The sequence below is a fragment of the Aestuariibacter sp. A3R04 genome (assembly GCF_018860805.1).
GTDB lineage: Bacteria > Pseudomonadota > Gammaproteobacteria > Enterobacterales > Alteromonadaceae > Alteromonas.
In genome coordinates this window covers 375,802-399,077 of sequence record NZ_JAHKQR010000001.1, presented here as the reverse complement: position 1 = coordinate 399,077, position 23,276 = coordinate 375,802, and the positions used below count along the sequence as shown (strand labels likewise).

Sequence of the window (23,276 nt, the reverse complement as noted above, 5' to 3'; positions counted from 1 at the left end):
CCAAGACACAGACAATCACTGTGTTTTGGGCGCAAGGGCTTAACCGACACTGTTTTACCCCAATTATGAGTATATCACCGGGCAGAAAAGGCCGAGCAATAGTGACCTTGCGATATAAGCTGGCGCTGTCGTTGTATTTTACAACTCTCGCTTGGTGAGTGCCAATGCCGCCTCTATCGTATCATCCATATCATAGTATTTATAGTCTGCTAGCCGACCACCAAAAAGGTACTTCTGCTGGTATACCGGCTCGTTGGCAAGCGCTTTATATTGTTCCAGCAACCTGTTATTAACATTGTCGTTAATGGGGTAGTAAGGTTCGTTGTCTTTACTAAATTCGTGGGGGTATTCCCTGGTTACTACGGTTTTCTCCTGCGTGCCAAACTCGAAATGCTTGTGCTCAAGAATACGTGTGTAAGGTACTGATTTTTCAGTGTAGTTTACCACCGCATTACCCTGAAAGTTCTCGCGTTCTAACACTTCCGTTTCAAAATGCAGACTGCGATACTCCAGCTGACCTAGTTTACAATCGAAAAATTCGTCTATTTTTCCCGTATAAAGCACACGTTCAGCCAGGCCATCTAATTCTGCTTTGTTTTCAAAATAATTGACGCCAGTACGCACCTCTACACCCTCAAATAAAGCATTGGTAAGGGCATTGTAGCCACCGTTAGGGATACCTTGATACAAGTCGTTGAAGTAGTTGTTATCAAAGGTGAAACGGAATGGCAGGCGCTTAATGATGAATGCTGGGATCTGTGTTGCTGGTCGTCCCCATTGCTTTTCGGTATAGCCTTTTATCAGAGTTTCGTATAGATCTTTGCCGCCTAGGAATAACGCTTGTTCTTCTAAATTTTGTGGGTCGAGATGTTTGAACGGTGCGCGCTGCTCTTCAATTTTAGCTTTGGCCTCATCGGGTGTCGTCACGCCCCACAATTGGTAGAAGGTGTTCATGTTGAACGGCAGGTTATACAGCTTGCCGCGATAGTTTGCTATCGGTGAGTTGACATAACGATTAAAGCTGACAAATTGATTGACGTAATCCCACACCTCTTGGTTACTGGTATGGAAGATATGTGCGCCATACTTGTGGACGTTAATGCCTGCAATCTGTTCGCAATAGATATTGCCACCGGTATGGCAACGCTTGTCAATAACCAGAACCCGCTTACCTGTTTGCGTGGCTTCACGGGCAAAAACAGCACCAAACAGCCCCGCCCCAACAACTAGATAATCGTATTGAAATGTCGCCATGAATTTGCCTGCTTTTACATTAAACTAGAATGTAACAGACGCCATTCAGTTTTGGTAGATGACAGTGCCACTATGACTGCAATTCGCTCACACTATGTCAAGTGTCGCCCCCGCGCAAATAGCACACGTCAGCATCCTACTGAAAAACACTTTTCATAAACTCGAAAAACACATCTGTTTTCCGGGTGGCTAAGCTGTTTTGCGGTTTTAAAAACCAAACTGGGGCGTCGTTGTCTGCCAGTAAACCGGGCAGAATCTCAACCAGTGCTTCCCTCTCAAGTTCATCTTTAACCGCTATAAGCGATTTAATGCCTATTCCGTGGCCAGCCAATACCGCCTGTGTCATGTTATCCGAATTCGACACCGTGAAACGGGTGCGCACATTTAGCGTAGACGTGCGCCCACCCTCCGTCACCTTTAACTGTCGTTGCCAAGGTAAACACACCCAGTAATGATGGTGTAAGTCTGCTAACGAACGAGGCAAACCAAAGCGGTCAATATATTCTGGTGACGCACATAACAACCGATGGTTGCTAACAAGCTTTCGCGCCACTAAGGCAGAATCAGCCAATTTTCCCACCCGAATGGCAACATCCTGTTTATCTTCGACAACATTGACAAAATGATCGTTGATTAAGAAATCTAAAGTTAAATCAGGATAAGCCTGCTCAAAGCGCGCCAGATTAGGCATAACAAATCGGGAAAACACCCACGGCGGCATAGTGGCCCTCAAGTTACCTCGAACATCGCTGCCTTTTGCGCCTATCTGATGCTCGGCTTCACTCAGTGCATCAAGAATGTGCCCTACCCGCTGGTAAAACACGTCTCCCGCAGGAGACAATTGCAACTTTCTGCTATCGCGAAATACCAACACGGTTTTTAGTGCCTTTTCAAGCTTACTCAAACGCAAACTCACTGTAGCTGGCGATAGCCTGAGCGCCGACGCTGCTGACACAATGCCGCCATTTTCAACTACTGCCACAAAGGTTTCTAATTCTCGAAGGCTATACATGAACACTTTAATAAAATTAAATACAGGTTTTAATTATCAGGCCTTCATTTAACTATTTCAAAGAAATACACTGTATTTTGTCTATCGTGTATTTCTACAACAGGAAATTTTATGCCTTTATTTCGCAAACCTTTAGTGGCGATAGCGCTATTAATGGCCGTTTTCACAGTACCACAGACGCTGGCAAATACTTCTCTTCCAATACCCAAAGTAATCATTTTTGATGTCAATGAAACGCTGCTCGATTTGACCTCTATGCGAACGTCTGTAGGCGACGCATTAGGCGGCAGGCAAGACTTACTACCATTGTGGTTTTCAACCATGCTGCATTATTCACTGGTTGCCACTACCACAGGTGAGTACCACGATTTTGGAAAAATTGGTGTGGCTGCATTGATGATGGTGGCCGATATTAACGACATTGCGCTTACACCAGAGCAAGCGAAAACCGCCATTGTTACTCCATTGCTGCAATTGCCTCCTCACGGCGATGTAAAAGAGGGCTTAACCGCACTCAAGGCCCAGGGCTTTAAGCTGGTGAGCTTAACCAACTCGTCGAATTTTGGCGTTAAAACTCAGTTTGAAAATGCAGGTTTAATGTCGTTTTTCGAGGCGCGTTACAGTGTGGAAGACATTGAAATTTACAAGCCAGACCTGCGATCCTATGCATGGGCGCTTGAAAAACTCGGTGTAAAACCAGAAGAGGCACTCATGGTGGCAGCCCATGGCTGGGATATTGCGGGCGCGAAAGCCGCGGGCTTACAAACCGCGTTTATCACTCGCCCCGGTAAAGCGCTCTACCCACTGGCACAACAGCCCGATTATATCGTCAGCGATGTCAATGAACTGGCTGCGCTACTTAACAGTAAGACACAGTAAAGTACAGTCTTACCGCCCTTCGCTTTGCAGCGTGTGTTGATACACCGCGAAGGGCACGTCAAAGCCATTGAGTCTATCTTGCAAGCTGGACAGGGTTAGCGTGTCGGGCCTTGCCATTTCAAACAAAAAGCCTTTTAGCGCATTAGTGGCTTTCTGACTTAAAGGCGATGCCAGTGCCACCAGAAAATACCGCCGCTCGCCGCTAAATTGGGTGGGATGGGGAAGCGACATCACGTTGTCATTGACTTGTCTCACCGCCGCACGGCGCTCTCCCAAGCCGATAAACACAATACTGCTCACATCTTTGCTTCCCATTGCTTGCAACACACAAAGTTCACCGGCTATCGATAGGGTATCGAAAGTGTGATGAGTGTGATTTACCTCGGCAGGCATGGCCGTATTGTCATCACATTTTAGCGCCGTGGCGGCTTTTAACGTAAGAGACAACGTTGGAGTTGCAGGCGCCCCCTTGTCTGTGTCACTAACGGGTTCGTGCCTCACGGGGCGGGCAGCGCTCCCTATCGATGCATTCACCGTATGTGAGTCTTCAGACGATACAGGCTGAAAGCCAACATAATACGCCGCAGCAGCGCCTGCACATAACAAGAGTGCTGCAGCAACCATCACTTTACCGCTGCGCTTTTTCACTTTTCCAGTACCGTCTTGTTCTGCGGATGAAGAAACGGTAACGGATGTTCCCATCTCGTCCTCCGTGACGGTGGGGTTATTCCGCGACCTCAAAACGTCAGGGTCTGGAAAATACGTGGCCAAATAGTCAAGTTCATCAGCTGTATTGCAAGTGATATCCTCAAGTTCAACGAGTTCGTGTTTGTTGGCTTCAGGCACTAACATCACGATGTCACACTTACCTTTGTAGTGTATCAGCGCTTCGTCTGCTAAAGCCAGCTTACGGGGGACCTCGTCCACCGGACCTACTCGCCGTTCAGCCGTATTAATACACCCTGTAGCCACAATAATCATTTCACCGTCGTTGGGTTTGCCATCACCCAATGCGTCGATTTCCTTCGCCATGTGGGCCAGATAAAACCCTAACTGCCAGCTGTTGCCCTGGGTAATTTTATCGCTGAGATCGATGCGAAATGGGCCAGTTGAGAAATCAGCTTCAATAATTCCAGACCCCAGTTTGACAAAGCTGTGATAGCTGTTTGTGATGGGTAAGGGGTCGGCAAAGCCTCCTGCAGTAACCGTAGAGCTTGCCACTGCCGGCAGTGAGTATAAATTATTGACCGCCACCAGGCCTTGAGTTGTCGCGATAAAAATATGAATACTCACTAAACTTCCTTTTTTACTAGTCTGTGATCACAATACTGGCGTCGTGATGAAGCAATGCTTGCAATGCCGCCGACGATTCCTCAAATAGCCCTTGGGTTTTGTTGTCGATAAGCGGTGGCAACTTTAGTTGCTGCAGTACGTCGCCAAGCTCAATATGCACTGTGACCCCATTTTTCATTTGCTTTTCTGTGGGAAAATGTACCGCAAGAATAACGTAAATTTGCGACGGTGAAACCGGATCACGGCTAAACGACAATGAAAATTTGTCGGTGGTTCGGCCTTCTAGCGTTTCAGTGCTGCTGGCAGCGGCTTGCGCTGGACTCACCTCGTAAGCAAATTGTTTTACCAACGACATATACTGACGACGCAATGGCAAAGACTGGTTCACCTTTTCCATTAATTGTGATGTACGCCCACCAGCACAACCGGTAGCTAGCAGTACGAGGTCGTTAAATACTAAGGTCTGCTGATTGTCGTCGCCCATGCCGTTTTGCAGGGTATCGTAGTAACGCTTGGCCGTGAAGATGGCTTCTGCCTGCTCATGATTAGATGGCAACATGAACTTCTCCGTATAATTGATTAAACCTGTCGGTGAATATAGAAACATCAGAGGCAAAAAGGGTATCCAATGGCGCAATATCGCTGATGTTGTCCATTTGAGCGACATGAGCTGCCAAGATTTGTTTTGTCCCATTGACGCAAGCCAGCGCTTCAAGGTATGGATCAATGTCAACGCTGTCTGGCATGATTTTGAACCCGGCCTTATTGTTAGTCTTAAACGCTTTTTCCAAGTCAGCGAGTAACGCGGCAAAATCAGGCCAGCGCGCGCGAAGCTCTGCAATAGCACATTGCATGTCTTCTGGACTCGTCGCAGGTCGCATTTGCTCGCTCAAAAAGCGCTGAAGTTCAGCCGGCATGGTGGGCAATTTCATAATAAGCTCAGCGAGAATAGACTTTGGCTCGTGTGGCAGCAACACATGATGTAAACAGTACGTGCTGTAAGTGAGTGCATTCTGACAAGCTTTCACATCCTCGTGATATAGCGGGTAGGTGTACTCAGGTGGCGATGCCAGCTTCGTTTTTAGAGCAGCAGCCGATGTGCGTTTAGCCTGCGACAGTACCGCCTGCCATTGCCCAAAAACCTGTACCCGAATAAGGGTTAGCGCAAAGCGTGCTAGTTGGGTCTTGTGGCGGTGAAGTGGCTCACAAAGGGCTGCCTGCGCTTTCGTGAGGCACTTGGGCGCAGCGGTTAACTGTACTGGCGAGGGCGTTTCGTTGTTCTGGCTAAACAAAGCTGATTGCACCCACTGCTCAGATGCGGTGTCGTCTTTACCATTGACGTCATCAAAAGCCACCCGGTCTAAATCAACTTCGCCCTGCTCACTGTCACTGCCGACACTATCGCCGTGCTTTATCGCCTTTTGCGCTTGCACAACTGAAATCGCAAACAAGGTATCAAGTATGTCATCTACTGCGGTATCAAAGCGCACATGACTGGGTTTATTCGGGCTGACATCATCGTTTGCATCCTGCCAAAAGCGCAAAATATCGTCATCGCCTAAGGTACTGTAGCTTGTCTGTGTTTGGCTTAACCAGTCGGTGACATAGCGATAACGATTTTGCTCCTGAACTTCAGGCATATTCAGCTTCAAATAATCATAAACCGCTTTTTGCATCTGTTTCGACAACGTATCGATAACCTGTGCACCTGGCGCACTGAGCACAGCTTTCATATTATTCACTAGTGATGGGGCAATGGAGGCCATAAATTCCATCATCACCGCCAGCACACCAGCCCGTGTAGGTGAAATGTCAAACCGGGTACCAGAAACGCAAAGATGCAGCACATCTGGCTGCATCTCGACACTGTTGTCATTTTCTTGCCAGGGCGTGGAAAAAGCCTTGCGAAAGGCGCTGGCGCGGGTAATGCCGTCCAACCAAAAATAGCTAAACAAGGGCTCCTGATAGGTCTCATCAGGGTAAGCCCGCACAATAGCCCAGCTTAAAAAGCACAACTCTCGACATAGAAAGCCGTAGTTGCGGCAACAAATATACTGGGCTACCCTGTCAATATCGTCGCAGCGATATTTTCTGGGGGCATCGTCACAGCCATCTGCCATAGTAGTGGTTTGCCGCAGCCCGTCAAAAATGCTTAGTAGCGTTTCACTTACGCCATAGCCAATTGTTGATGTCATCGTTCCCCCTATCCCTTTTCTGTTTATACTGACTACCGTGTTACTTTTTGTAAATTGACTCCCACTGAGCCACTTTGGCGCGTTTGCTCACCGTTGCAGGCTGGGGGCGAACGGCGGTATCGTCACTTTGGTAAGTGTGCGCTGTTCCCCCTGCTCTGGTCAAGTTGTGAACACGGAGTTGTTGCAACATAGCGATACGAGGATCGCTAATATCCCCTGAAGACACGCTGTTATTTCGTGTATAAGAAACAGCGGCTGTAACCCTATCTGTTGCCGGCGCTTCGGCGCCGCGGTTGGTAGCCAATTGCCCGCGATACGCGGCTGAATCGACCCCGTCATTGATGTACTCGCGCTGATACGCAAGCACTTTGTTCACATAGCCGCGAGTGGCAGGGATAATGCGGTAATTATTGTAGCGGTCGCGCACCGCTGACCCACCGTTATAATGAGAAAGCGCAATGTCTACCCGGCCATCATAAGTGGCAATTAACTGCTTTATAAAAGTGACGCCCAGTTTGATATTGGTTTTTGGGTCGTAAAGGCGCGACGCCTGTACATTGTATTCGCCCAATGCCGTAGCAGGCATCATTTGCATCACACCCCGTGCACCGGCATGGCTTAACGCATACGGGTCGAAGTTCGATTCTACCCTTGCGATGGCTAAAGCCAGTGATGGCGGCAACCCCTGAGCCAGCGCTTCTGTTACCACCATTTGCTCAATATCCGCTTTTTTGTAGGGACTATATGCCCAGCCCGCCGCACTCACCGCGAGTAAAAAGCCACACAATATCGCTTTCGTCATAACAGTTGTGGGTTTCATGGTAATTGCTCCAATCGTGTTTTCCATGCTTGGTTGAGTAGGGTTATAGAAAGGTTTGGATGATTTATTTGCGCTTTGATCTGCATGACCTCGTCCATGGCCGCATTAGCAGGCACAGCAAGGTACACCGGCTGACTTTTTTCCAACATTGCTGCTTCAAAAGGTTTGAGTGCGCTGTTGTACAATTTGCCCTCGTACAAAAACACAAACTGGGGTTGCTCTTCTGATGAAGCAGCTACGCTATCCTCTGTTTCTGCATTGTCTCGACTTTCAACCAGGGAAAACCCTTGATCTGTATCAGGGGTAGCTTTTGAATCGGTTTTAGCATGTTTTGAGGGCGGCACGCCCATGGATAATAGCGCCACAATAAGTATGGCAAAAAACGCCATGGAAAGGCCCAGCGCCACCTCGGTCATGGCCTGGGTCGTGGTATCCTGATTGATTGTGTTTTGCATAGTCACCTCCGAAAAGGGCTATGCAACGATTAGGGCGTTTTTTTGCTTTGTTGTTAGAAAAGGGGGGCCAGCGTACTAGTCTTGCGCTAAACGGAAGCCGATATTATTGCCAAAGCGTGTGACATCCGCAGAAGTGCGACTCGAGACGCGCAAATAGCTTGCTGGCACATTCCACGACCCACCACGAAGCACACGGGTGTTAGTATTTCCCAGCAACCATGGCGCAGCTGTATTCGTTGCATCGCTGTAATTCGGACTATAGTGGTCAGCTGTCCATTCAAACACATTTCCTTCCATATCAAACAAGCCCAAAGCATTCGGAGAGAACGACTTCACTGGCGCTGGACGTTTGTTGTCCCATCGTGAGCCGCAATCCTCGCAATTCGCATTATTACTACCAGCAGCGTTGCCCCAACTGTATTTTGTCTGACTGCCGGCTCTGGCGGCATATTCCCATTCCGCTTCGCTCGGCAAGCGAAACGTTTGTCCGGTGACATTATTTAGCCAAGGTATAAACTGTTTAGTAAAGAATTTGTGAGTCACATTGATAAGTGGCTGATCTCCTCGCCCCCAGCCTTCATCATCAGGGTTATACCAACATCCGCCGGATGACAAACAAGCATCCCACATTGCAAACGTCACTTCATGGGACATTAATTTAAACCCGGGCACCGCGACATTGTGAACTGGGCGCTCCCAAGGAAAACATTGATCATCCTGAAGGCTGCAACCCATTTGAAAATTCCCAGAAGGAATCTCCACCATGGCATTCAATATACTTTTTATCGCTTTATCTCTTTCTAATGATGTTGCGTAAAGGGTGTATCCATACAATACCGCACCGATGCACACGCAAATCATAAAAGAACGAACCATCCATCGTTTCTTGCGCTTCGGCTTTTCCTTACCACTTGCTTCGATGTTCACTTGAGCAGTCTGTTTAGAAGCGTCAGGGGTCGTTGCTATTTCCTTATTTGTAAGCTCCGAAGGCAGCTTTTCGTTGATAAAGTACTCCAGAGTGGATGCTTGCATCCCCGTACTGGCTTCGCCCGCTTCTATCAATACAGCTTTCTGCTGTGCACTTAACGACTCACCTTTAACTTGCAGGCTGTTGAGATGGGCCACCCATTGTTGGAAAGCCTTTTGCTTAGGATGCTGACTGGCTTGCTGATCGGTGACTTGCTTTATCAATGCACTGAGCGCGTCGTTATCTAACCCGCCTAACTCTGCCAGCGCTTGTAATACTGGAAAGTCGTTATTTCTTACCTCGCCCTGACGCTTGAGTAGCTGAATGATTTTTTGTTCCAGCGGTTGTAGCTCAGTTTTAACACTGGCGTTACCACCAACCCAGGTGGTTGTTGCTTCATCGTGTATGACACCCTGATCATCCACCTCGGCCAGCGCTTGCTGGAACTGGGTCAAAAAATCACCAGCGTCTTGTGGTCGCTGATGTTCATTTTGCGAAATCGCCTTGTCTATTAAGTCGTTTAGTGGCTTACCAATTTCGGGGACAAAGTGGCTGACATCATCAAATTTACCCAGCGGGAGCTGGCCGGTTAGCATGCGATACGCCAAGATCCCTAAGCTGCACACATCTGAGGCGGGGGTAACGTATTTGGCACTTTCTCGTTGCTCCGGACTCATATAGTTACGACTGCCCATACCCACACCGCTTTGGCTGTATTGTGCATCAGGGAGTTTGGCGATACCAAAGTCACACACCTGCACATTGCCTTGCTCGTCAAACAGGATATTAGCGGGTTTCAAATCGCGGTGAATAAGTCCGGCGTCATGCACCTGGGCCATGGCTTGTAGCAATTGCTCTAAAATTGTGAGCGCTCGATGCAGAGGCAACTTTCGGGGGTGTTGGCTTGCTGGTATTTCTTCTAACCGACCACGGCTAAACGCGTCTTTGCCAATTTCTCCTTCCAGCGACTGGGGCAGATAAGGCATGACATAGTACGGCGTGCCGTCTTCTAGTTCGTCGTAGTCTTTTATATTGACAATGTAAGGGCTGTGCGAAAGTTGATGGAGGGTTTTCGCCTCGGCCAAAAAGCGCTCTCGCAGTACTTGTCCGGCATCCTGCGACGCACTTGTGATCTGGCCGACGAGGTTGTCATCTCTTACCTGAAATACTTTAATCGCAACTTCCACGCCCAAGCGGGGGTCTTTACACAGGTAAACCGCACCGAAGCCGCCGGCCCCCAGCTTCCTGATTATTTGATACTTGCCGATGCTTTCCATACGCTTAACTACTGCTCATCCATTTTTTGCGTTAGCGCCGTTAACCCGAAAGGCCAGTATGGCACCGCTACTGTCAGTTTTATGGTTATTATTCAATCAGGTTAACTGTAACCTATACCCGTTATTTTTCAATTATTAATCGCTAACAGCGTGCGCCCGGATTATACAAAAGCCAGTCGCCCGCGACGGGGGCGTTATTAACAGTAATATTAACCAGATACAGTTTATTCTGGCGAAGCGCGTAGCGCCCGCGCAAGGCGTGTAACGTTGTTTTTGTGCGGGTAAGTGTGCTGGCAATATGCGATGATAAATTAATATCCACCTGCTCAGGTACAATACGCACCAATGTACCAGGCTGGGTGTTGTGGTTTCGCCATTGCTGCTCTTGTTGACTTAACTCACCTTGTGCCACCCGCAACCAGCTACTGGTGGCCTTGTACTGCTCTGGCGACAGGTAAGTAAGCGCTTGCCCGTCAAAAATGGCAAATTCTGCGCCTACGCATTGATACAAATAATTTAATACGGTTTCTCTTTCCTTGCGATCACCAGGCCAGGCTAATTGAATATTAAGCGCTTCGTCTTCACTGAGTTGTTTGTACACATCACGGGTTGTCACCACCGGCTGTGGTCGCACTGGAGGCATGTTATCGGGTTTAGAAGCAGCTTCGAAGCTGGTTTCGATATCCTGCTTTGCCAAAATCTGCTCATTCAGCACCGCTTCCCCCTTCGGTTCGCCAGGCACTACGCTTCGCTGTTGCTTGACAATGTTTGTGTCCGAGGCAGCGACTTGCTGTGGTGTCGGTGTTATTCGATCCAGCTGTTCTGGTACTGGCGGCGAGGGTACAGGGGGCAGTTCAACCTGTTGAATAGCCACTTGTGCTTGTGGTTGAGTGACATCAGGCATATCGCCTTCTTCCATGTCTTCGAGTGCCCTTTCTCCAGGTTGCTTGTCATCAAGTGTTTCAGGCACAGCTTGCAGGCTTTGAAAATGTGCCAGTACCTGTTGAAGAATTGCTGTCGATTGGTGTTTCGACCATACTACCAGCGCCATCCACACCAGCCCGGTCAACACTAATAGTCCGAGAAATCGACGTGCCGCCCTGCTCATCATTACCCCCCGTTACCCAAACTTGAAAAAGACAGGTTTTGCATTCGTTCAGCAATGTCCTGTAAGTTGGCGCGCTGCCGCTCAGTACTGGTCTGGCGGTCCGGTACGATTGGAGCAACGTAAGTGGATACGTTCTGTGAATCTAATGTCACGCCCTTTACTGGTTTTAACGGCTGATAGGCCAGTGGGGTCGTATCGCTTACCTGGTGAGAAGACCCTTCCAAAGCCGCTACCTGCTGTTCCAGTTCCACTATGCGTTTTTGCAATGCGTCTATGTGAGTCTGATGTACGGCATGTTGCTCTTCTCTCACCACGGCAATACGCTTTTCCACTTCATCGATTAGCGCATCCGTGGTTTGCTGAATATTGGTGTTAGCCACCGTGTCGTCTACCCATTCAATTCCCGTGTGATTCTGGCTGAGCAGATACACGCCTGCACCTACAACGGCAGCTATAAATATCATTTTTTTCATTCGATAGTCTCCTTGCGGCTCAATACAGCCTGATAACGTACACTGCTCCAGGCGCGCAACAGCGCTGCGGTGGGTAAACCCAACACCGTGGTCATAAAAGCAGTAGAAAACTGCTTCGTTAATTCGCCTATGATGTCTTGAATGGTATCTGGGGTCAGTGGCTGTTCAGACAGCGCCCCAATGCCCAGGCTTATTCCCAACAGGGTAAATGTCAGGGCTAGTGTGGCGACACCGTTACCGGCTTGCTGGGCAATTTCCCAATAATAGGCAGCTTGTCTGTTTGCCCGGATGGCCTGACAGGCAAACACACCTGTCGCCAACAGGGCGATGTAAAAACCGGCAAATCCCCAACCAAACACTCGTTGTGCCCAGCTGATGAGATCAGGCAGCGACATGTTGGTAAAGTAGGTTGCGGTAGCAAGTAACACGATAATCGTGCCCCCGCCGGTTAGCATCCATTTACCGAACAGCGTCAGTGGTTTAGGTTGGGACAAGGCCATCATTAGCGTACACCCTGCTCACTGCGCTCAATGGTTTCAGCCGTGATATTCAATGTACTCAGCCAGTGGCTGTATACATCACGGTTTGCTTCTGTACTGGCGTGAGCCAAAAACGTGAGGTCGTAGTTATCGAAGGCCTTTTTCACAATGAGCTTATCGCTTTGGGCGATTCGCTCATCGCGCAGCACCATGCGTTCGATATCCACCATGCGCTTAAAACTCATTGCCACCTTGCTTTGGCGATCATTTATATCAAGGGAGGTGTCTGTCATGGCACTTAACATGGCTGCTCGCTCGCGCTCGAGGTTCTCCAGACTAAATAACGCGTTCGCGTGGCTGGCGCCTGATACAAAAGACGCGGCAAAGACTAACCCTGTGATTAGTTTTATTGTAGAAAGTGTTTTTGCTTTCATATTCATAATGGTGTTCCTTATAAAGTAAACAAATCAACGGCTTTGCCAGCCTTATTGACGGTGCGCGTACGGGTAAAATCAGCATCTTCGCCGTAAGCAATCTGGTATTCCAATTCCTGGGCATCCAGCGCTACGATCCTGGCCATGTATTCCAGCATCACGCCTTCCTGGTGCAGTAAGGACTGCTCCATAGAGATGTTAAGCAGTAACTGGCGGAGGTATTCTTCCGAACTCACCTCTGCCCCATTCAACATGGGCGATGCGTTTGCTTTGTGCGTGGCAATTTTCTCTCGAAGCCGGTCAATGTTAGCCACATTCTGCGCGTATTCGTCGGCGTAAGGACTACTTTCATTGAAGCCAGCATGCATCAGGTTCTGATCGACCTGCGCCATCACCTGTTCCATTCTGGCCAGTGCCGATTGTTGTTTTTGCTGAAGCTGCAAACGGTCGGGGTGCTGCGCTTTACCATGCTGATTGCGATACTGCTGTAACACATCCTGATAGACACCTTGTTTCTGTGTCGCCGCTTGCTTGCGCAGCGCGTGACTTTCCTGCAGCAGGTCGAGAAAATCCGATTTTTGCTGAACCAGTTCATACTTGATGTTCACTCTGGCGTCACCACTGGTTTGCTGCAATGCTTCTTGCAATTGGGCGATGCGGGTCGTTTTATCTGACATCTGACCGTCAATATCTGCCAGCCTCTGAGCCATAGGCGAAACGCTAAAATCTTTTTCCACACGTTTTTCTATGATGTTGGCAGGTAGCTTTATTAACCTGTCGCTCGCCTCTGGCTTCCATTCACTGGCCGAAGCCAGGTTAGACATCACCACCAAAGCAACCATGGCTACTGTGGCTTTTACGCCGCCTGTTTTTACAATGCGCTGTTTCATAGTGTTGCTCCTTAGTGGGTTAACCAGTACTGCTGACGTTCAATTTCCCGCCGTAGCTCTCGGCTGATGTTCAGCGACGCCAGCTCCTGGGTGCTCAAGTGGCTGCCGCCAATCAGGGCTGTTACCGTGTCGCGGAACGAGGTGTAATCAGGCAAATACAAGTCCTGCCCGGGAAAGTGAGTTTCAAAGCGCTGCATTTGTGCCGCCGCGGCGTCCAACTCGCCGGCTTTCATGTAGGTAAGTGCCGAAATCGCCATTACCTGCATCACCGCTTGTGTATCTTCGTCGTTTAATGAGGGCGGTAGCGGGTTGGCTATGCAATGCTGTATTGCATTAGCAGACGAACGCATTTGTGCAGCAGAACGACTCGTTTCGGCGTGTGCTGCCATGTTACTCGCGCGGTCCACACAGGCTGTGTCTATAACCTGGCCGGTATGCGTGCTTTCTGTGCTGGAGCAAGCTGACAAAGCCAGCGCCATTGCCACACCCGCCACGAGTTTTACATGCTGGGATTTCGATTTTACGAGAGCTATCTTTTTCATCATCTTGTCCTTTTGGTTGGTACACTTAGCGTTATGAAATGCTTTGAGGTTTTTTTGTTCTGCTCAGGAAGGAAGTAACGAAATAATCTCTTTTGCCCACTGAAAGCCCATGGCGTTGCAGGCAATAACAATGATTGCCCCAACAAAAGCAACCTGGATAACAAACGCCACAACCTTGATGGCGTAATAAAGGAGAAAAAGCCCCACGTAAGATGCGATAAAGAAAACGCCTCCGGCCAACGCTATTTGCACTATGTTCAGGTTGTTGTTGTCATTCCACAGGATCACTGCACCAATAATGGCAAACAGTACTGCAAGGCCACCAATTTCTTCAGAAACCTTATTTGGGTTTTGCTGTGTTGATGTTTGTGCTGAGGTGCGCGGCTTTCTGATTTCTTCTTTGGGTTTTACTGTTGTACGGGGGCCTGTTTTTACCGGAGGCATGGGAGCGTCCGGCACATCAACGCTGCCAGCGCCATGACAGTGCCAGCAGGTTTCCCGAGCAGGCATGGTTGACTTACCGCTGCCGTGACAGCTCATACAAGACACATTAGTGTAGCTGCCGTGCCCAGAGCCGCCGCAACTTGCACAATGCTCGTAACTTCCGCTTTCGATAGTGCCGACGCCGAAACAATGATCGCAGGTTTTCTTAGCCATGGTGCTTCCCCTTAGTGATAAAAAACGTATTCTTTCACGCTTAGGCGTTATCTATTCACTTCAGGTACTTCAGCCTGAAGTCGTCAAATGCAAATATGAAAGGGTTTGAGGAAATTTATGGCGTGCAGGAGAGAAAACAGACGTTAACTGATACTATACGCCGCAAAGCGCGATACCTCTTACGAATCGGAACCACCATGGCACTTAAAGCAACTATTTTTAAAGCTGACCTATCGATAACTGATATGGATCGCAACTACTACAATGACCACAACCTCACCATTGCACGCCACCCTTCAGAGAACGACGAGCGCATGATGCTGCGGATCATCGCCTTTATAGCTAACGCCCATGAAAGACTGCAATTTACCAAAGGATTGTCAGACGACGACGTGCCCGATTTATGGCTAAAAAGTTACAGCGACGACATTGAGCTGTGGATAGAACTCGGCCAACCGTCTGATCAGCGCATCAAAAAAGGCTGCAACCAAAGTCAGCACATGATGGTTTACGCTTATGCTGATAACAGCTTTGACGTGTGGTGGAAAAAAGAGGCCAACAAGCTGCAAACCAGAAAGAACCTGTCTGTATTTACTTTACCCGAGCATCTGGCGGCATCCCTGGCCGGCGCAGTACAGCGGTCGATGCAAATTCAGGTAACCATACAAGACGGGCAAATGTGGCTTACCATTGAAGGCCCTGAGACTACCGAAAGCGTGGAAATCTCTATAGAGAAACGTCTGCAATGAAGCCATTATCTGCGGTACAGCGCAAACAACAGGCGGTGGTATTTAGCGTTGCGGATACCCTCGAAGCGCAAGGCAGAGAAGAACTCCAGGGGATGGTACAGTGCTGGTTTGACTTGCAATATCATCACTTCCCCGATTCATTGCTGTTGCGTTTCCAATTTGACGATGAGGCAGCACTGGCAGCCGCCGAGCCTGAACTTAAGAAATGGCAAAGGCGCTTAAGCGCTGCCCTGTTGAAAAAAGGTGTGGTACTTAAAGATGTGCGCAGGCATCTTATCTTTACCCTGGATGGCCCGGAAGACTAGCCTTCTTTGCGTGAAGTCTGTCGCGGCGAGCTATCCATGTTTACTACAGTGTGCGTCCATCAATACCTTTTTGCTCAGGGAATACGCTCGTTGTTCGCTGCTAGGCCGCCAGGCTTCTATATCATCTTCTTGTGCCAGCGGCTCAGCCACTACTCTTCCCAGCTATGTAGATCGTCGAGTTTGGCGTTGTGCGTGGATTTCATAACGTTTGCCGTATTGCCCGTCAACCGCACGCGACCGTTAAGATCTAGCTCAGACAACACGCGATTCAGATTTTGCGTCAGCTTGTTTCGGCTAATAGCGGCAACATAGTGAATTTCTGCGTAATTCTGACTGGAATCGACGTAGCGCATGTGGCTGTAGCCGGAAAAAACAGGCAGGTAACGTTCAATATCTTCCATTTCCTGAAAGTTAAAGCCAGAGAATACCAGGGTAAATTCCACGGCTTCAGGGCCATCTGATTTCACCGGCGCGGGGCTTTTTCTCCGGGGCGTTTTTGACACATAGCTCGTAGGCAATGTAGAAAGTATGTGCTCACTAACTTCATCGGAAACAAGCGTTAGTGAACCGACTAAAAGGCTATTCACACAACGGGCAGGACAATTGTCGCTGCCGTTTTGTGTGGCGCCTTCGGCAGTAAACGACCCGTGTACCCTGCCAGAGCCCACCTCAATAGTTTGTCCAAACACATCAGCACTGACACGGGTAGTGTAATTACTGCGGGTAACTTTTGCGTCTGTGGAAAGGATAACGACGAAGTCAATTGCCGCTCGCCGATAACTGCGGGCCATATCCAGAAGCATAGCTTTGTCATGGGTGCCATTGTAGTTAAATTCAGACCGATTATCGTATACATTCACACCATGGTGAGCTAAATCACCAGACACGTCGCTAATGAGTCGTTTTACAGCCTGATGAGAATGAGGTAAAGCGTCGGCACTATCGTCCTGTACCAAAATCATAACGTTAACCGGCTGTACCCGGGTGTCTTTGCTGGCGCATGCGCTGAGGCATGTGATAAACAGTAAGGTAAGTAGCTTTTTCATATCTGTTCCTGATAAATGTCGTGTACCCGCGGCTATAAAAAGCTTTGGACGTTTTACCACTCGATATCAACGTTGCCGCGTTCGTCGTTGTGTTCCTGATCGGCAGACTTTACCGCCAATTTACAGGCTTCAGGGTGTGACAACGCCACCTGAACACGGCGATGACGAGCATCGTTCTTCGCTAAGCCTTCCAGCAAAGCCGTTTCACCTTTTCCAATTGCGGTTAGCTTGTTTTCACTTACCCCGTAACTGTCTACGAGAGTTTGCTTGACTGCTGTTGCCCTTGCAGCCGATAAAGACAAATTGTTTTCTGCACTACCTGACGCATCCGTATGCCCGATGAGGGTTATCTCGCACTTAGCAAGCGCAGAACCTGCCAGCGCTTTTCCCAGCGCTGCCACCTGTTCCTTAGCGCTGTCGGTTAATGTGGCTGAATTAAGAGCGAAGCGAATATCAAGATCGATACTCATGCGCACGCCATCGTAATTTGCAATTGTTTCTAACGGGTTAAGCGCTGCTTCTATATCAGCGATAGATTTAAAGCCATCGTCTTGTGCTGCGCTCAATGAGCAGAAAAGGCTGGCACCGCTAATTAGCAGTGCCGAAGTGAGGTAACCAATGTACTTCATTTTGTTGATGCCGCCTTACCAGCCACCATCTTCTGAGGGCTTGCGATTTTCACCGCGACGGGTAATGCGTTTCAGGGTATACGTGTTACCTTCAAACGTTACCGTTGCACGCATATCCAGCTCGCCCAGCATTTTTTTCAAGTTTCGGCTTAATTTCGCCGTGCCAATACTAGAGCGATACATGACTTCCGTTCGCGTGTGGCGCTGCTCAGTAGGGCGATGGGAGTCATAGCCACTGAAGATAACCAGGTATTCTTCAATGTCCATGAAGTCTTCAGCACTGAACCCGTCGAACACCAGGTAGTAGTCGGTCACCATACCGTTGGTTGCACTGCGATCTTTATCGCTATCAGAACCATTATCCTCCACTAACCAGTCGAGTTTTTCAGCCAATACAGAGCCCAGTTCATCTCCCAGAATCTTGGCCTTATCACCCACAGTTTCAAGGATACATTCGCGGTTGCAATCATTCGGCGCATTCCAGAATTTGCCGCTATCCACTTCGAAATTGTCGACAAACTTACCGGTTTTCGCGTTAATCATTCGCCCTTCAATGCGCGCTTTAACTTTGGTGGTATAATCCTTCTTTTGCGCACTGGCATACATGGTGAACACCACAACGACATCAATGGGCGGACGCTTCACAGAACGAGCGATATCATACAACTCAGCGTCAGTGCGTCTTACCCGGCCTTGTTTGAAGTTGTCCATAGTCACAAAAGTTTCATCGTACACATCAAAGCTGTAATAGTTCATTTGGCTTTGCAGTGCATTGACTACCCGCTTAAAGACGCGGCTGTTTCTGGGTACTGAGTCTTCATCGGCGTCTTCGCCCATCACTAGCAAATTTGGGTTATCTGCGGCTGTGGCAGGCACTGCACATAGGCCGAGCGTAAGGGTTAAAGCCAGTGTTTTGAATAAGTGACGCATAATAGTTCCTTAAATTTTCTATTCGTTACTACCATTGCTTATGAAAACACTTGGCAGTTTTTTCCATTTAGCTTGAATAGCTTTGATAAGCCGCTATACCAAGCAGTGAATTTAATCGCGTGTTCATTTACAAAATGAAAGAACCGCCTTAAATAACTATACAACTCAGCCCGTATTTTCTAATACCGACACGGTAATGTTGTCTTTACCACCTGCCGCCAGAGCAGCACCAATTAACGCATCCAGCGCTTGTGTGGGAGAATACGCTAAAATTGACGCAATAGTACTGTTGTCTACCATGTCGGTAAGACCATCGCTGCAAAGCAATATTTTGTCACCCGCTTGCCAGTAAAATACCCCACTATCCGGGGCGATAGGATTATTTACGCCTTCTACCCCGAGACAGTACATCAGCGTATTTTTATCAGGATGCGTGGCGATATCAGCCTGTTGAATGCGACCTTCTTTATACAAGGCCATGGCAACCGTTTGATCTTCAGATATTTGGCTTAGCTCCCCGCTCCGCCAATGGTAAATACGGCTGTCACCCACGCACACCCAGCCCACTTTGTCTTCGTCAGCCAACACACACACCAGCGTGCATGCCATTCCCGCGTAGTCTTTATTTTCCTGTCCCATGGCCGCAATTTCCTGGTGTGCTCGGCGCGCGCTCATATCAAGCATGGGGCCACGCATGTCAGGGTCTGCAGCCATTTTTAGTTTATTCGTATTCACCAGCTCCTCGAAGACGTCGCACGTCTTGGCGCTGGCAATTTCGCCGAATTCTTTTCCTCCCACGCCGTCACTTACCAGTGAGAGTACTAACGACGGAGGCTCAGGTAAGGGCGCAAACCAAAATGCATCTTCGTTATTCTTTCTAACTTTCCCGACATCACTTCGACTCACCACAGTCACAGGCACGATTACTGGCACTCCCCGAATTGCAATGTTTCGCCGCCAATGTGTATAACACCCCCTGGCGGTACAGGCACCTTGCCATGTACAGATTGCCCATTTATGAACACCTCTGACTGCTCTGCGTGACACGTTGCCGGTTCAATGAAATAGCGCCCGTTGAAACTTAGTAACGCCAATGGCTTAGATGTTGACTCAAGCGCAATGCTAAGCTGCCCGTCTTTATTCAGTCCCAGCGGTAGTTCACTGTCGAACAACACCCAGCGCTTGCTCATATCTTCATCCATTGACGGCCACATCTGCCCCATACTGGTATCATCAATGAAGCGCACCACCGAAGAAGCTAATTTCAGTACCATACATCCGTTAATGTGCTCTGGCAGTATTGTATCGATTTGGCAAGCGCCAGTGGTGGCATTTTGCACACCGCTTCCCAGTAATAAACTACCACCTGGGTTGCACTTAACCCGACTAAAAGGCGCCAGGGTTTGGCCGTTGTAATGGGTGCCGTTTGTACTGGCTAAATCTTCAATAAAATACTGTCTGTCCTGACGAACAATGCGGGTTTGCTTACCGGTTCTTGAAATGCGCTTAAAACCAATCATCAGGGTGGTATCAGCACTACCTGCCGTGCGGCCTATTTGCACTTCACCATTGGTGTAAAAATAATGGCCTGCAAGTGCACCGCCACCTTGCAACGCACCGTTCAGCACGGGCACCTGTGCAGACAGTTCTTCACGCAAGACAACCAATTCCGCCTGCTCCTTAAGAAAAGAGTTCAAACCGGCTATTTTCAATAACGAGCTGTCAATAATGCCATATGCCTGATAAATATTTCCGTGCTCAAGTGCCGATTTTGCTTCTTTAATGGCATTGCGCCCTAAGCCTTCATGCATCAATTGAATGCAGCGATTCTCCAGTGGAACAATTTTGTTCTCAAGGCGGGGATTGAGCTTTTTCGCCTCATCCAAAATAGGTAGTGCGGAAGCAGGATGGGTTTCTATTTCAGATTCTGCGAGTTGCAAGCGCTCGAAGCCCCGCTTGTAATCCACAATGTGTTTTTTTAGTACTAAGGCTTCTTTGTCGTCTCGATTTAACGCCAATGCGGCCTCGATTTTTTTCTGAGCGTCATCATATTTGTGTTGTTCTGCCAGCAACCACGCTTGCTCACTAAGCTGTTTGGCTTCGCTAATTTTCCCCAGCCACAACTTTTCTTCTTCGAACCACTGCTTTTGCTGCGGAACCAGAGGTGATTTTGCCTGCTTGAAGTAATTCAACCACTGCTGCGCTTGCCCCTCACTTGCGTACTTGCCCAATACCCGACCGTGTTTTTGCCGTTGCAATAAAAAGTACGTCCCGTAGAAAGCAGCGACAATAAGCACAATTGCGGTAGTGTACCCCCACAAAAACGGTAAAGAAGAGCGGTTAAGATCAAACCGTCGGGCTGATTGTGAGTAACTTACATCAATGGGAATGCCCTTATCTGAAATAAACCCTTCTATTTCGTTGCGCAAGTCAGACCCAGATTGCAGCGACACGTAACGAATGTGGCGGTCCATCACCTGATGTAAAAGTTGAGGGCGAGCGTTAAAGTCTTTTTGCAAACTGTCGGCAATATAGCCTGGCAGTTCCTTAAGGTATTGGTCAATTTGTACCACTTCAGTGGGAGTGAAAGAGGAAATATGCAAGTTGTAGCGGAAGCGCCTGGGGATAGCATCGAGCTTCTCAGACAACACAGCCCCCAAATCTTGGGCGAGATAACCTGCATTTTTCGTCAACCAATCAGAAAAACAAACGCCCTCACAATCTGTAGCTGTTTCAGTAAAGCGCCCTTCCGTTTCAAACCCATCTAAATGAGCGCCGCTCTCCAAATCAAGAAGTCGGCCGCTTAAATAAAACTGCCATTTATTAACAGCCCTTCCTGGTTGTTCACTGGCGCGTATTTGATATAGCAGCGCCAGATTGACCTCTTTGCCGGAAGTGCGGGCTATTTGCTGAATCTTTTGATCAGTGAGGCTGGCACAATCTTCATGAATACAGTTGGGTAAACGCAGGCTCTCTTTTGAAATAACATCAAAATCGGCTGACGTCATGGCATTCACCAGGCGGCTGCTAAGGGTGTGATGTACAGATAGCAACTCTGAAGAAGAGGTGTATGTCGTGTCGGGAAGCACAACTATCTGCCAGCGCTCCGCCGCATATGCTTCACTCCTGGCCATCATCAATAAAATAAAAAGAAGAAGCCCGCCTGGAACCTTAATTTTTATACGCTTGTTCATTCGTTATTTTTACTGCCTTGCGTAACACCGTGTAGATAAACAAGCAAATCGCTCCTAATGCTTATTTATTCACCATTTTTTATGATCGTCATTGGAAAAGCAATGACTAGTTCTGTATTTACCACTCAACACAGGTCACATTGCCATTTTCATCGGTAACAGCCATGCCTTGCCCCTTACAATCCACTACCTTAGGCTGGGCGCGCTGAGGCGAAGGTTTTGCTGGCTGAGCTGGCGCAGGCTGTGTTTGCCTGGGAGCGGGTGGCCGTGGCGAAACTGGTGCTGTTCGTCTTGAACGCGCATTTCCGTCTGCGGGTTGGGCGGGCGGATGTACTGGCTGCTGTGTCCGCGGATTTGCTCTTCTGTCGCGTTTTGAAGCAGGTAAAAACCGATTAATTTCAGCATATATTCGCGCGGCTGAAATCCCTTCGTTGATCATGGCTTTGCCTTCGTTATCCGTGTAGCCTGAATGGTGTAGTGCGATGATGCTATCGCCCGTGGCAGTGAAAACGGGCGAACCGCTGGAACCAGGCTCTGTATCAGCAAAGTAATGCACTAATCCACGATTCAAAAATTCTTTGTATAAACCCGTATTTTTTAATACCACCTCTTTTGAACGGCCTTTGGGATGCTGAATAATTCTCACGCCATTGGCACGCATGGTGGCCTTATCGTTCGTTTCTAAGGTTAGCCAACCCAGTTTATCACCAACGGGCTGATCAAGGCGAAACAGCGCGTAGTCGAGCTTCGCGTTATAAGCCACCAGTTCGGTGGCTTTAAAAAGGGGCATCCCAGACACTTTTCTTAAATCATCCACATAATAGTTAAAACTAAATAGATACTTAGATAATGGAATTTGCTTACCACCAGAAAAAGCACAATGTTCATTTGTAAGGAAAAGATCGGGCCCTACCAGGCTGCCGCTGCACATGGGCCGACCATCCATGAATACAGCACCAATACGTTCACTGAGCTTGTACAAATCACTTGTTTGAGGGAAGTCACGCATTTTCTCGAAATCAGCGGGGCCTATTACAACTTTGGCGCTGTAGCCAAAATCCAGTTCACTTTGCTTCACCGGTTCAAAGAAACCACTTGAGGGGAAGTCGGAAGCAGGTTTAAGATCGGCCGCTTGTAATTGCCCTGCCAAGCTTGTCAGCCCCAGCAGAAAGAGTTTTAGACAAAGATGCATGATAAATCCTTTTCCTTTATCGTTTTGTAAAGCGAACAGATTGTGGCGATACGGGCTGCCAAACATCGCTGTTATCAGTTTTATATTCGAAATCAAGTTGGTTTAGCCGAAAGGTTTCTACCGGCATCCACTGGCTATTTATGTAAACATCAGCCCGATAATTTTTCCCAGAAACGCGAGTCGGTGAATAAATCTGATCAACAAAAAAAGTCATCGCCTGCTTATTGTGATGCAGTGTCACGTGCATTTGTGGTGGGAAACTTTCCAGCAATGCCTTTTCCACCGTGTATGCAGGCCACAAAACGCCGTCTTGTTCCACCAGCAATAACCTACCCTGCGCCAACAGTGCAAGCTGAAATTCAGTGTATTCGGGCGTCGCCGGGCGCAGCATGACATTCGGCTCAGAGCCTTCCTGTTCTGTCATGCTACAGCCACCAACGGCAGTTAAACCCGCAACTAACCATATCGGTGCACTTTTACCTAGTATACTCATTGC

Annotated in this window: 25 protein-coding genes; 3 read left to right on the top strand and 22 right to left on the bottom strand. The window is 48.5% G+C overall.

What is annotated here, in order from left to right; all coding sequences use genetic code 11:
• Window positions 1-138: 138 nt before the first annotated feature.
• Window positions 139-1,254 carry a UDP-galactopyranose mutase gene (glf, locus tag KO518_RS01730; protein WP_216024075.1) on the bottom strand — a complete coding sequence of 372 codons (1,116 nt, stop codon included), beginning with the start codon at window positions 1,252-1,254 and terminating at the stop codon, window positions 139-141.
• Between the two features lie 136 nt (window positions 1,255-1,390).
• Window positions 1,391-2,266, bottom strand: a complete 876-nt coding sequence (locus tag KO518_RS01725; RefSeq protein ID WP_216024074.1) for a LysR family transcriptional regulator — start codon at window positions 2,264-2,266, stop codon at window positions 1,391-1,393.
• A 153-nt stretch (window positions 2,267-2,419) separates the two neighbouring features.
• On the opposite strand from KO518_RS01725, the gene KO518_RS01720 reads away from it, so the two are divergent.
• Window positions 2,420-3,145 carry a haloacid dehalogenase type II gene (locus KO518_RS01720; RefSeq protein WP_252735821.1) on the top strand — a complete coding sequence of 242 codons (726 nt, stop codon included), beginning with the start codon at window positions 2,420-2,422 and terminating at the stop codon, window positions 3,143-3,145.
• 9 nt (window positions 3,146-3,154) lie between these two features.
• Here the strand turns inward: KO518_RS01720 and KO518_RS01715 are convergent, their stop codons facing one another.
• The 13 genes from KO518_RS01715 to KO518_RS01655 all read right to left on the bottom strand — a co-directional run bounded on the left by KO518_RS01715 (window position 3,155) and on the right by KO518_RS01655 (window position 14,735).
• On the bottom strand, window positions 3,155-4,438 hold the full coding sequence (locus tag KO518_RS01715; RefSeq protein ID WP_216024072.1) for a hypothetical protein: 1,284 nt from the start codon (window positions 4,436-4,438) through the stop codon (window positions 3,155-3,157).
• 16 nt (window positions 4,439-4,454) lie between these two features.
• A complete protein-coding gene (locus tag KO518_RS01710; protein WP_216024071.1) occupies window positions 4,455-4,997 on the bottom strand; it encodes a hypothetical protein in 543 nt (180 codons plus the stop codon).
• Window positions 4,984-6,633 (bottom strand): hypothetical protein, encoded by a 1,650-nt coding sequence (locus KO518_RS01705; RefSeq protein WP_216024070.1) that lies wholly within the window; start codon window positions 6,631-6,633, stop codon window positions 4,984-4,986. The genes KO518_RS01710 and KO518_RS01705 overlap by 14 nt, the downstream gene beginning before the upstream one ends.
• Window positions 6,634-6,673: 40 nt before the next feature.
• Complete coding sequence (locus KO518_RS01700; RefSeq protein ID WP_216024069.1) at window positions 6,674-7,453, bottom strand: lytic transglycosylase domain-containing protein; 780 nt, start codon at window positions 7,451-7,453, stop codon at window positions 6,674-6,676.
• Complete coding sequence (locus tag KO518_RS01695; RefSeq protein ID WP_216024068.1) at window positions 7,450-7,908, bottom strand: hypothetical protein; 459 nt, start codon at window positions 7,906-7,908, stop codon at window positions 7,450-7,452. Before KO518_RS01695 ends, KO518_RS01700 begins: the two co-directional genes overlap by 4 nt.
• 75 nt (window positions 7,909-7,983) lie before the next feature.
• The gene (locus KO518_RS01690; protein WP_216024067.1) at window positions 7,984-10,152 is read right to left on the bottom strand and encodes a bifunctional serine/threonine-protein kinase/formylglycine-generating enzyme family protein; all 2,169 of its coding nucleotides are present in this window, start codon (window positions 10,150-10,152) and stop codon (window positions 7,984-7,986) included.
• A 142-nt stretch (window positions 10,153-10,294) separates the two neighbouring features.
• Window positions 10,295-11,263 carry a hypothetical protein gene (locus KO518_RS01685; RefSeq protein ID WP_216024066.1) on the bottom strand — a complete coding sequence of 323 codons (969 nt, stop codon included), beginning with the start codon at window positions 11,261-11,263 and terminating at the stop codon, window positions 10,295-10,297.
• Window positions 11,263-11,733: a hypothetical protein gene (locus KO518_RS01680; RefSeq protein WP_216024065.1), complete on the bottom strand. Its 471-nt coding sequence runs from the start codon at window positions 11,731-11,733 to the stop codon at window positions 11,263-11,265. Before KO518_RS01680 ends, KO518_RS01685 begins: the two co-directional genes overlap by 1 nt.
• Window positions 11,730-12,236: a hypothetical protein gene (locus KO518_RS01675; protein ID WP_252735734.1), complete on the bottom strand. Its 507-nt coding sequence runs from the start codon at window positions 12,234-12,236 to the stop codon at window positions 11,730-11,732. The genes KO518_RS01680 and KO518_RS01675 overlap by 4 nt, the downstream gene beginning before the upstream one ends.
• Window positions 12,236-12,652 carry a hypothetical protein gene (locus tag KO518_RS01670; RefSeq protein ID WP_252735733.1) on the bottom strand — a complete coding sequence of 139 codons (417 nt, stop codon included), beginning with the start codon at window positions 12,650-12,652 and terminating at the stop codon, window positions 12,236-12,238. Before KO518_RS01670 ends, KO518_RS01675 begins: the two co-directional genes overlap by 1 nt.
• A gap of 11 nt (window positions 12,653-12,663) precedes the next feature.
• Window positions 12,664-13,536, bottom strand: coding sequence for a hypothetical protein (locus KO518_RS01665; protein ID WP_252735732.1), 873 nt, complete (start codon window positions 13,534-13,536; stop codon window positions 12,664-12,666).
• Window positions 13,537-13,547: 11 nt separating this feature from the next.
• A complete protein-coding gene (locus KO518_RS01660; protein WP_216024064.1) occupies window positions 13,548-14,081 on the bottom strand; it encodes a hypothetical protein in 534 nt (177 codons plus the stop codon).
• Window positions 14,082-14,141: 60 nt separating this feature from the next.
• Window positions 14,142-14,735 carry a hypothetical protein gene (locus tag KO518_RS01655; RefSeq protein ID WP_216024063.1) on the bottom strand — a complete coding sequence of 198 codons (594 nt, stop codon included), beginning with the start codon at window positions 14,733-14,735 and terminating at the stop codon, window positions 14,142-14,144.
• A 197-nt stretch (window positions 14,736-14,932) separates the two neighbouring features.
• On the opposite strand from KO518_RS01655, the gene KO518_RS01650 reads away from it, so the two are divergent.
• Entirely contained in the window at window positions 14,933-15,484 is a 552-nt protein-coding gene (locus tag KO518_RS01650; RefSeq protein ID WP_216024062.1) for a YaeQ family protein, read from the top strand.
• Window positions 15,481-15,789 carry a hypothetical protein gene (locus tag KO518_RS01645; protein WP_216024061.1) on the top strand — a complete coding sequence of 103 codons (309 nt, stop codon included), beginning with the start codon at window positions 15,481-15,483 and terminating at the stop codon, window positions 15,787-15,789. Before KO518_RS01650 ends, KO518_RS01645 begins: the two co-directional genes overlap by 4 nt.
• Before the next feature lie 149 nt (window positions 15,790-15,938).
• Here the strand turns inward: KO518_RS01645 and KO518_RS01640 are convergent, their stop codons facing one another.
• The 7 genes from KO518_RS01640 to KO518_RS01610 all read right to left on the bottom strand — a co-directional run bounded on the left by KO518_RS01640 (window position 15,939) and on the right by KO518_RS01610 (window position 23,273).
• Complete coding sequence (locus KO518_RS01640; RefSeq protein ID WP_216024060.1) at window positions 15,939-16,835, bottom strand: hypothetical protein; 897 nt, start codon at window positions 16,833-16,835, stop codon at window positions 15,939-15,941.
• 53 nt (window positions 16,836-16,888) lie between these two features.
• On the bottom strand, window positions 16,889-17,464 hold the full coding sequence (locus tag KO518_RS01635; protein ID WP_216024059.1) for an OmpA family protein: 576 nt from the start codon (window positions 17,462-17,464) through the stop codon (window positions 16,889-16,891).
• Window positions 17,465-17,479: 15 nt separating this feature from the next.
• Window positions 17,480-18,394 carry a hypothetical protein gene (locus tag KO518_RS01630; RefSeq protein ID WP_216024058.1) on the bottom strand — a complete coding sequence of 305 codons (915 nt, stop codon included), beginning with the start codon at window positions 18,392-18,394 and terminating at the stop codon, window positions 17,480-17,482.
• Between the two features lie 165 nt (window positions 18,395-18,559).
• Entirely contained in the window at window positions 18,560-19,315 is a 756-nt protein-coding gene (locus tag KO518_RS01625; RefSeq protein WP_216024057.1) for a protein phosphatase 2C domain-containing protein, read from the bottom strand.
• A gap of 2 nt (window positions 19,316-19,317) precedes the next feature.
• Window positions 19,318-21,588, bottom strand: a complete 2,271-nt coding sequence (locus tag KO518_RS01620) for an FHA domain-containing protein (RefSeq protein ID WP_216024056.1) — start codon at window positions 21,586-21,588, stop codon at window positions 19,318-19,320.
• A 118-nt stretch (window positions 21,589-21,706) separates the two neighbouring features.
• Window positions 21,707-22,780 (bottom strand): serine protease, encoded by a 1,074-nt coding sequence (locus KO518_RS01615; RefSeq protein ID WP_216024055.1) that lies wholly within the window; start codon window positions 22,778-22,780, stop codon window positions 21,707-21,709.
• A 16-nt stretch (window positions 22,781-22,796) separates the two neighbouring features.
• Window positions 22,797-23,273: a hypothetical protein gene (locus KO518_RS01610; protein ID WP_216024054.1), complete on the bottom strand. Its 477-nt coding sequence runs from the start codon at window positions 23,271-23,273 to the stop codon at window positions 22,797-22,799.
• Window positions 23,274-23,276 lie beyond the last annotated feature (3 nt).